The organism is Pseudomonas sp. NPDC089547, from assembly GCF_050280665.1.
In the GTDB taxonomy this organism is placed as follows: domain Bacteria; phylum Pseudomonadota; class Gammaproteobacteria; order Pseudomonadales; family Pseudomonadaceae; genus Aquipseudomonas.
The window spans coordinates 1-7,587 of the sequence record NZ_JBNNVS010000088.1 but is presented as its reverse complement, the minus strand read 5'-3'; the positions used below and the strand labels follow the sequence as shown (position 1 = coordinate 7,587).

The following is a 7,587-nucleotide window of genomic DNA, read 5'->3' as shown; positions in this document are numbered from 1 at the left end:
CCGGTTTGTTGATGTGTTTGCTCGCACGAACATCATCCATCAAACCGGCGTTCTTGTTTCTGTCTTTCCCGGGATTCCGTGAAGAACCTTTTTTTATGGGCACATCCTGAAGCTCATGCGATCCCTGTGGGAGCGGCCTTGCGTCGCGAAAGGGCCGCAAAGCGGCCCCGGCAATGTCGAGGTAGGGCATAGATCCTGGGGCCGCTGCGCGCCCCTTTCGCGACACAAGGCCGCTCCTACAGGGATCGCGCAAACAGAGGGGCCGAGTTACAGCAGGAACAACGTAGCCAGGCCAAGGAAGATGAAGAAGCCGCCACTGTCGGTTACGGCCGTGATCATCACACTGGCACCCATTGCCGGGTCACGCCCCAGGCGGGCCAGGGTCATCGGGATCAGCACGCCCATCAGCGCCGCCAGCAACAGGTTCAAGGTCATCGCTGCGGTCATCACCACGCCCAGCGACCAACTGCCATACAACCAGAACGCCACCGCACCAATCACCCCGCCCCACACCAGGCCGTTGATCAGCGACACCGCCAGTTCCTTGCGCATCAGGCGGCTGGTATTGCCCGGCGACACCTGGTCCAGCGCCATGGCGCGGACGATCATGGTGATGGTCTGGTTGCCCGAGTTACCACCAATACCCGCAACGATCGGCATCAACGCAGCCAACGCCACCAGCTTCTCGATCGAGCCCTCGAACAGGCCGATCACCCGCGAAGCCAGGAAGGCGGTAATCAGGTTGATCGCCAGCCATGCCCAACGGTTGCGGAACGAGCGCCAGACCGAGGCAAAGATGTCTTCCTCTTCACGCAGACCCGCCATGTTGAGGACTTCGCTCTCGCTCTCCTCGCGGATCAGGTCGACCATTTCGTCGATGGTCAGTCGGCCGATCAGGCGTTCGCCCTTGTCTACTACGGGTGCCGATACCAGGTCATAGCGTTCGAAGGCTTGTGCCGCGTCGTAAGCATCTTCCTCGGGCTGGAAGGACACCGGGTCGGTCGCCATGACCTCGGCCACCTTCTTTTCCGGGTCGTTGACCAGCAGGCGCTTGATGGGCAACACCCCCTTGAGGATGCCGTCGTAATCGACCACGAACAGTTTGTCGGTATGGTTGGGCAGCTCTTTCAGGCGGCGCAGGTAGCGCAGCACCACTTCCAGGCTGACGTCTTCGCGGATGGTGACCATCTCGAAGTCCATCAGCGCACCGACCTGCTCCTCGTCGTAGCTCAGCGCCGAACGCACGCGCTCGCGTTGCTGGGCATCGAGGGTTTCCATCAGTTCATGGATAACGTCGCGTGGCAGCTCAGGGGCCAGGTCGGCCAGCTCGTCGGCGTCCATTTCCTTGGCGGCGGCCAACAATTCGTGATCGTCCATGTCGGCGATCAGCGATTGACGAACCGAATCGGAAACTTCAAGCAGGATGTCGCCATCGCGGTCCGAGCGCACCAGCTGCCAGACCGTCAGACGGTCTTCCAGGGGCAAGGCTTCGAGGATGTAGGCGATGTCGGCGGGGTGCAGGTCATCGAGCTTGCGCTGCAACTCGACGAGGTTCTGGCGGTGGACCAGGTTTTCTACCAGGTCGTTGTGCGCGCCTTCCTGGCGGTGGGTAAGGTCTTCGACCACGCGCTGACGCTGCAGCAATTCGACCACCTGGGCCAGGCGATCCTGCAGGCTTTCTTGCGCTTTTTTTACTTCTACTTCAGTCATAGGCGAACTCCACTCCCAGCAGCGGAGCACGCCGGGAGAATCAATCGGTCAGATCTTTCTGTATGAATCTTGTTAGCGAGTAACTACTGGGTAAGTCCATGGTGTTTTCCACAAGCCCCGGCGGGGCTGACGGGCGCAATCATACACTGCTAAAGCTGTCAGATCGCTTAAATTTTTGGCCATAACAATCGTTTGCGCGATAAAGCTAGGACAACGCTCGAAGCTATCAGTGCGACGGTTGTCAGGGATGGGAAAGCACAATTGATTTTGCGTTCGCTCAGCGGCGCGGCCAAGCTACAGCACAATCATTACAGAAGAGCGTAGATCGACATGAGCAACAATTCATTGGCGCAGAAAAACAAAAAGCCCGCTCAATTGAGCGGGCTTCTTGTTTGGGTATGGCGGACTCAGCAGGATTCGAACCTGCGACCGCTCGGTTCGTAGCCGAGTACTCTATCCAGCTGAGCTATGAGTCCGTGGTGGTAGTTTTAGACCAGGTTACCACTGGTTGACTGAAGCAGCTTTGCAAGCAGAGCCACTTCAAGAAAGTGGCGGACTCAGCAGGATTCGAACCTGCGACCGCTCGGTTCGTAGCCGAGTACTCTATCCAGCTGAGCTATGAGTCCGCGATTGGCAGTTTTAGACCAGGTTACCGCTGGTTGACTGAAGCAGCTTTGCAAGCAGAGCCACTTCAAGAAAGTGGCGGACTCAGCAGGATTCGAACCTGCGACCGCTCGGTTCGTAGCCGAGTACTCTATCCAGCTGAGCTATGAGTCCGCGATTGGAAGTTTTAGACCAGATACCGCTGGTTGATTGAAGCAGCCTTGCAAACAAAGCCACTTCAAAAGTGGCGGACTCAGCAGGATTCGAACCTGCGACCGCTCGGTTCGTAGCCGAGTACTCTATCCAGCTGAGCTATGAGTCCGTGTCTTGCCGCGCATTATAGGTCGCTGAAACATTTTTGCAAGAACGTTTTCGTTTAAAATCAACTACTTAGCGTTCTTACCGTTTACAGCGCCCTACGCAAATAATGGCGGTGAAGGGGGGATTCGAACCCCCGATACCCTTATGAGGTATACTCCCTTAGCAGGGGAGCGCCTTCGGCCACTCGGCCACCTCACCGCAACACGAGGCGAATATTAAAGAACCTCTTTCACCTTTGCAACCCTTTTTTTGAAAAAAACTTCAAAAAAATTAAAGGCTTGGCTCTTCATCCTTCTCCTTCTTGATCCGCAGGTAGATTTCCTCGCGGTGAACGGCCACTTCTTTAGGGGCGCTGACGCCAATACGCACCTGGTTGCCTTTGACGCCGAGCACCGTCACGGTGATCTCGCCGTCTCCAATGATCAGGCTCTCGGCGCACCGACGAGTCAGAATCAACATAGCTTTCTCCTTACGCAAACATTCAGGGGTAACAGTCTTGGGTGTCAGGGCCGGTCGTGGACGACGACCTGGCCCGATTACGCGCCACACAGGGCAGGACAGGGCCTGCGTGGCGAGCAGAAACGCGAAGGGCGCGGCACCAGCCGCGCCCTCCCAGGCAGCGCCTTACTCGCCCTGTCGGGCAGGGGCGTCGAGCTCGAACGCGGTGTGCAGTGCGCGCACGGCCAGCTCCAGGTATTTCTCTTCGATCACGACCGAAACCTTGATCTCGGAGGTGGAGATCATCTGGATGTTGATGCTCTCCTTGGCCAGCGCTTCGAACATGCGGCTGGCAACACCGGCGTGCGAACGCATGCCGACGCCAACGATCGAGACCTTGGCGATCTTGGTGTCGCCGATCACTTCACGGGCACCGATTTCGCGGGCGGTGTTTTCCAGCACGCTTTGCGCCTTCTCGTACTCGTTGCGGTGTACGGTGAAGGTGAAGTCGGTGGTGTTATCGTGGGCGACGTTCTGCACGATCATGTCCACTTCGATGTTCGAAGCGCTGATCGGGCCGAGGATCTTGAAGGCCACGCCCGGGGTGTCCGGCACGCCGCGAATGGTCAGCTTGGCTTCATCACGGTTGAAGGCGATACCGGAAATGATCGGCTGTTCCATGGATTCCTCTTCATCAATGGTAATGAGGGTACCCGGACCCTCCTTGAAGCTGTGCAGCACGCGCAGCGGAACGTTGTACTTGCCGGCGAACTCCACCGAACGGATCTGCAGCACCTTGGAACCGAGGCTGGCCATTTCCAGCATCTCTTCGAAGGTGATCTTCTCCAGGCGCTGGGCCTGCGGCACAACGCGCGGGTCAGTGGTGTAGACGCCATCGACGTCGGTGTAGATCTGGCACTCGTCAGCCTTCAGCGCCGCCGCCAGGGCCACGCCAGTAGTGTCGGAGCCGCCACGGCCCAGGGTGGTGATGCTGCCGTGCTCGTCCACACCCTGGAAGCCTGCAACCACGACCACGCGGCCTTCCTTGAGGTCGGCGCGAATTTTCTGATCGTCGATCTGCAGGATGCGCGCCTTGTTGTGCGCGCTGTCGGTGAGAATGCGCACCTGGTTGCCGGTGTAGGACACCGCTGGCACACCGCGCTTGATCAAGGCCATGGTCAGCAGGGCAATGGTGACCTGCTCACCGGTCGACACGATCACGTCCAGTTCACGCGGAACTGGCTGATCAGTGATCTGCTTGGCCAGGTCGATCAGGCGATTGGTTTCACCGCTCATGGCCGACAATACAACCACCAGGTCGTCGCCCGCTTCACGGTGTTTCTTGACCTTTTCGGCTACCTGCTCGATCCGCTCGATGGAACCGACAGAGGTGCCGCCAAATTTCTGTACGATCAACGCCATTTCAATGGTGCCTCAGCCCATACAGGGCCCCAAAAAACAATCCAACATGAAGAGGCCGGCGACTAGACCGCCGGCCCCTTCATCTCAAAGTCCCTGCTCTGCGAATGGCACGGCCAGCGCCAGGGCCTGGTCCAGTGCAGCGACGTCGACGCCACCGCCCTGGGCCATGTCCGGACGGCCACCGCCCTTGCCACCCACCGCCGCAGCGGCTTGTTTCATCAGATCGCCAGCCTTGAGTTGGCTGGAGAGGTCTTTGGTCACGCCGGCCACCAGCACGACCTTGCCCTCATGCTCGCTGCCCAGCAGGATCACTGCGTGGCCGAGCTTGTTCTTCAGCTGATCGACCAGGGCCAGCAGGGCCTTGCCATCCTGCCCATCCAGGCGGGCAGCAAGTACCTTGGCGCCCTTGACCTCAACGGCCGCATTGGAGAGATCGTCCCCGGCGGCGCTGGCGGCCTTGGCCTGCAGCTGTTCCAGCTGCTTCTCCAGCTGGCGGTTGCGCTCGAGCACAGCCGACAGCTTGTCGATCAGGTTGTCGCGGTTACCTTTCACCAGTTGTGCGGCTTCCTTGACCTGCTCTTCGGCAGCGTTCAGGTAGGCCAGCGCTGCTGCACCGGTAACCGCTTCGATACGACGCACGCCAGAGGCCACGCCGCCTTCGCTGATGATCTTGAACAGGCTGATGTCACCGGTGCGCTTGGCGTGGATACCGCCGCACAGCTCCACCGAGAAATCACCGCCCATGCTCAGCACACGCACCGTGTCACCGTACTTCTCGCCGAACAGCGCCATGGCGCCTTTGGCCTTGGCGGTTTCGATGTCGGTCAGCTCGGTTTCCACCGGGGTGTTCTTGCGCACTTCGCGGTTGACGATGTCTTCCAGCTGCTTGATCTGCTCTGGCTTGACCGCCTCGAAGTGGCTGAAGTCGAAACGCAGGCGCTGGCTGTCGACCAGCGAGCCCTTCTGTTGTACGTGCTCGCCCAGCACCTGGCGCAGCGCTTCGTGCAGCAGGTGGGTGGCGGAGTGGTTCAGCGAGGTGGCGTGCTGTACATCGGCATCAACCTTGGCCTCGACTGGCGAACCGATCACCAGCGCACCGCTGGCGACCACGCCGTGGTGCAGGAAGGCACCGCCGGTCTTGGTGGTGTCGCGCACGTCGAAACGCGCAGCGCCGGCCTGCAGGAAGCCGGTGTCACCCACCTGGCCACCGGACTCGGCGTAGAACGGCGTGCGATCGAGCACGACCACACCCTGCTCGCCTTCACCCAGCTGGTCGACGGCCTGACCGTCCTTGTACAGGGCGATGATCTTGCCTTGGCCTTCGGTGGCGTCGTAGCCGAGGAACTCGGTGGCGCTGTCGACCTTGACCACGCTGTTGTAGTCCATGCCAAAGGCGCTGGCGGAACGCGCACGCTCACGCTGGGCATCCATTTCGCGCTCGAAACCGGCTTCGTCGATGGTCAGCTCGCGCTCACGGGCGATGTCGGCAGTCAGGTCCATCGGGAAGCCGTAGGTGTCATAAAGCTTGAACACCACGTCGCCCGGTACCACGTCGCCTTTGAGCTGGGCCAGGTCCTGCTCGAGGATGCGCAGGCCCTGCTCCAGGGTCTTGGCAAACTGCTCTTCTTCAGCCTTGAGCACACGTTCGATGTGCGCTTGCTGGCTTTTCAGCTCGGGGAAGGCTTCGCCCATTTCGGCGGCCAGTGCGGCAACGATCTGGTAGAAGAAGCTGCCCTTGGCGCCCAGCTTGTTGCCATGGCGGCAGGCGCGACGAATGATGCGGCGCAGCACGTAGCCACGGCCTTCGTTGGACGGCAGCACGCCGTCGGCGATCAGGAAACCGCACGAACGAATGTGGTCGGCCACCACTTTCAGCGAGGCCTGGCCGTCGTTGCTGCAACCGATGGCCTTGGCAGCCGCCGCCAGCAGGTTCTGGAACAGGTCGATCTCGTAGTTCGAGTGCACGTGCTGCAGCACGGCGCTGACGCGCTCCAGGCCCATGCCGGTGTCTACCGACGGCGCTGGCAGCGGGTGCAGCACGCCGTCGGCGGTGCGGTTGAACTGCATGAAAACGTTGTTCCAGATCTCGATGTAGCGGTCGCCGTCTTCTTCTGGCGAGCCGGGTGGGCCGCCCCAGATGTCCGCGCCGTGGTCGTAGAAGATCTCGGTGCACGGGCCGCACGGGCCAGTGTCGCCCATGGTCCAGAAGTTGTCAGAGGCGTACGGTGCGCCTTTGTTGTCGCCGATGCGCACCATGCGCTCTTCCGGCACGCCGACTTCCTTGGTCCAGATATCGTAGGCTTCGTCGTCGGTGGCGTAGACGGTTACCCAGAGCTTTTCCTTGGGCAGGTTCAGCCATTTGTCCGAGGTCAGGAAGGTCCAGGCGAAGGTGATGGCATCGCGCTTGAAATAGTCGCCGAAGCTGAAGTTGCCCAGCATTTCGAAGAAGGTGTGGTGACGCGCGGTGTAACCGACGTTTTCCAGGTCGTTGTGCTTACCACCGGCGCGCACGCACTTCTGGCTGCTGACAGCACGGGTGTAGGCACGCTTCTCCGCACCGAGGAAGCAGTCCTTGAACTGGTTCATGCCGGCATTGGTGAACAGCAAGGTAGGGTCGTTGTTCGGGATCAGCGAACTGGAGGCGACTCGGGTATGGCCCTGCTCTTCGAAGAAGCGAAGGAAGGCTTCACGGATTTCTGCGCTTTTCATAGGTTCTTCCACGGAAACGGCGGCCCAGTTGGGCAAACACGTCGACGAAACGACGGCAAAGGGCCGCATTATATCGGTCCTGCAATCTCGATGCAGTGTGTTTATACGATAGAAACCGTCGTTTGAACGGTTTTTCAGGCTATGCAAACGAAAATGACATGACCGGATGCTAAATCCTGCCTTTCGCCACTGGCAAGCCAATTACCGCTGATGGGGAGGGAAAATGGAACAGGCGGTGAATTAAAAGGTTTTCATCATGGATGGGATCCGAAACCGAGTCGCCTGCTTCGCGGGTAAACCCGCTCCCACAGGTCACCGCCCCCCCCGGGGGGGGGGGGGGTTGCGCGGAGGAAGGGGGCGCCCGGGAATCACCGCCCCCCGCCC

At 60.0% G+C, this 7,587-nt stretch carries 5 protein-coding genes and 5 tRNA genes; all 10 read right to left on the bottom strand.

Going from position 1 to position 7,587, the window contains the following annotated elements; translation table 11 throughout:
- A partial coding sequence (locus tag ACQKPZ_RS27685; RefSeq protein WP_427544394.1) for a hypothetical protein occupies positions 1-190 on the bottom strand: 190 nt, incomplete at its 3' end.
- 77 nt (positions 191-267) lie between these two features.
- On the bottom strand, positions 268-1,710 hold the full coding sequence (gene mgtE, locus ACQKPZ_RS27680) for a magnesium transporter (protein ID WP_391125448.1): 1,443 nt from the start codon (positions 1,708-1,710) through the stop codon (positions 268-270).
- Positions 1,711-2,109: 399 nt separating this feature from the next.
- Positions 2,110-2,186 (bottom strand) — tRNA-Arg (locus ACQKPZ_RS27675).
- 73 nt (positions 2,187-2,259) lie between these two features.
- Positions 2,260-2,336 (bottom strand) — tRNA-Arg (locus ACQKPZ_RS27670).
- Positions 2,337-2,410: 74 nt separating this feature from the next.
- Positions 2,411-2,487, bottom strand: a tRNA-Arg gene (locus ACQKPZ_RS27665).
- Between the two features lie 71 nt (positions 2,488-2,558).
- A tRNA-Arg gene (locus ACQKPZ_RS27660) sits at positions 2,559-2,635 on the bottom strand.
- 106 nt (positions 2,636-2,741) lie between these two features.
- Positions 2,742-2,832 (bottom strand) — tRNA-Ser (locus ACQKPZ_RS27655).
- A gap of 72 nt (positions 2,833-2,904) precedes the next feature.
- Complete coding sequence (csrA, locus tag ACQKPZ_RS27650) at positions 2,905-3,093, bottom strand: carbon storage regulator CsrA (protein WP_003254503.1); 189 nt, start codon at positions 3,091-3,093, stop codon at positions 2,905-2,907.
- A gap of 165 nt (positions 3,094-3,258) precedes the next feature.
- Positions 3,259-4,494, bottom strand: a complete 1,236-nt coding sequence (locus ACQKPZ_RS27645) for an aspartate kinase (protein WP_019099135.1) — start codon at positions 4,492-4,494, stop codon at positions 3,259-3,261.
- An 84-nt stretch (positions 4,495-4,578) separates the two neighbouring features.
- Entirely contained in the window at positions 4,579-7,203 is a 2,625-nt protein-coding gene (gene alaS, locus ACQKPZ_RS27640; RefSeq protein WP_427544391.1) for an alanine--tRNA ligase, read from the bottom strand.
- Positions 7,204-7,587: the final 384 nt, after the last annotated feature.

Coding starts and splice junctions, on each gene's coding strand:
- mgtE (WP_391125448.1), bottom strand. CDS start 1,710: ATGACTGAAGTAGAAGTAAAAAAAGCGCAAGAAAGCCTGCAGGATCGC.
- csrA (WP_003254503.1), bottom strand. CDS start 3,093: ATGTTGATTCTGACTCGTCGGTGCGCCGAGAGCCTGATCATTGGAGAC.
- ACQKPZ_RS27645 (WP_019099135.1), bottom strand. CDS start 4,494: ATGGCGTTGATCGTACAGAAATTTGGCGGCACCTCTGTCGGTTCCATC.
- alaS (WP_427544391.1), bottom strand. CDS start 7,203: ATGAAAAGCGCAGAAATCCGTGAAGCCTTCCTTCGCTTCTTCGAAGAG.